Origin of the sequence: Streptomyces sp. NPDC051822 (assembly GCF_044452745.1) — a bacterium.
GTDB lineage: Bacteria > Actinomycetota > Actinomycetes > Streptomycetales > Streptomycetaceae > Streptomyces.
This window is the reverse complement of record NZ_JBITBZ010000035.1, coordinates 1-1025: the sequence shown is the minus strand read 5'-3', so window position 1 is coordinate 1025 and position 1025 is coordinate 1. Positions and strand designations below refer to the sequence as shown.

Genomic DNA, 1025 nt, shown 5'->3' with positions numbered 1-1025 from the left:
TGGACGGCGTCGGTGGTGACCTCCATGGCGACGTCGGAGGCGAAGCACTTGGCCGCGGCGCCGAAGAACGTCAGAGCCTCCTTTTCACCTCCGGCGGCAACGCGTTCGCTCTTGGCGGCGGCGGCGTAGGTGAGCTGGCGGGCGGCTTCGAGCTTCATGGCCATGTCGGCGAGCATGAACTGCACGCCCTGGAAGTCGGCGATGGGCTTGCCGAACTGCTTGCGCTCGGTCACGTAGCCCTTGGCGTAGTCGAGGGCGCCCTGGGCGATGCCGATGGCCTGGGCGGCGATGGTGATGCGGGTGTGGTCGAGGGTCTTCATCGCGGTGGCGAAGCCGGTGCCCTCGGCGCCGATCATGCGGTCGGCGGGGATGCGGACGTTGTCGAGGTAGACCTCGCGGGTCGGGGAGCCCTTGATGCCGAGCTTCTTCTCCGGGGCGCCGAAGGACACGCCCTCGTCGGACTTCTCCACGACGAAGGCGCTGATGCCCTTGGAGCGCTTGTCGGGGTCGGTGACGGCCATCACCGTGTAGTACTCGGAGACGCCCGCGTTGGTGATCCACCGCTTGACGCCGTTGAGGACCCAGAAGTCGCCGTCGCGGACCGCGCGGGTCTTCATGCCGGCCGCGTCGGAGCCCGCGTCGGGCTCGGAGAGGGCGTAGGAGAACATCGCGTCGCCCTTGGCCAGCGGGCCGAGGTACTTCGCCTTCAGCTCCTCCGAGCCGGACAGGATCACCGGCAGCGAGCCCAGCTTGTTGACCGCCGGGATCAGCGAGGAGGAGCCGCACGCGCGCGCGACCTCCTCGATCACGATCACCGTGGCCAGCGCGTCCGCGCCCGCGCCGCCGTAGGCCTCCGGGACGTGCACGGCGTGCAGGTCGTTGGCGACCAGCGCGTCCAGCGCCTCCTGCGGGAACCGGCTCTCCTCGTCGACCGCGGCGGCGAACGGCACGATCTTCGCCTCCGCGAGAGCACGCACCGACTCCCGGAGCATGTCGTGCTCCTCGGAAGGCCGATACAGGTCGAA

The 1025-nt window shown here is 69.6% G+C and carries 1 protein-coding gene; it reads right to left on the bottom strand.

Annotated elements, in window-relative coordinates; genetic code table 11:
- Window positions 1-1025, bottom strand: a 1025-nt coding sequence (locus ACIA8N_RS36495; RefSeq protein ID WP_365787953.1) for an acyl-CoA dehydrogenase family protein, incomplete at both ends; no start/stop codon positions are given.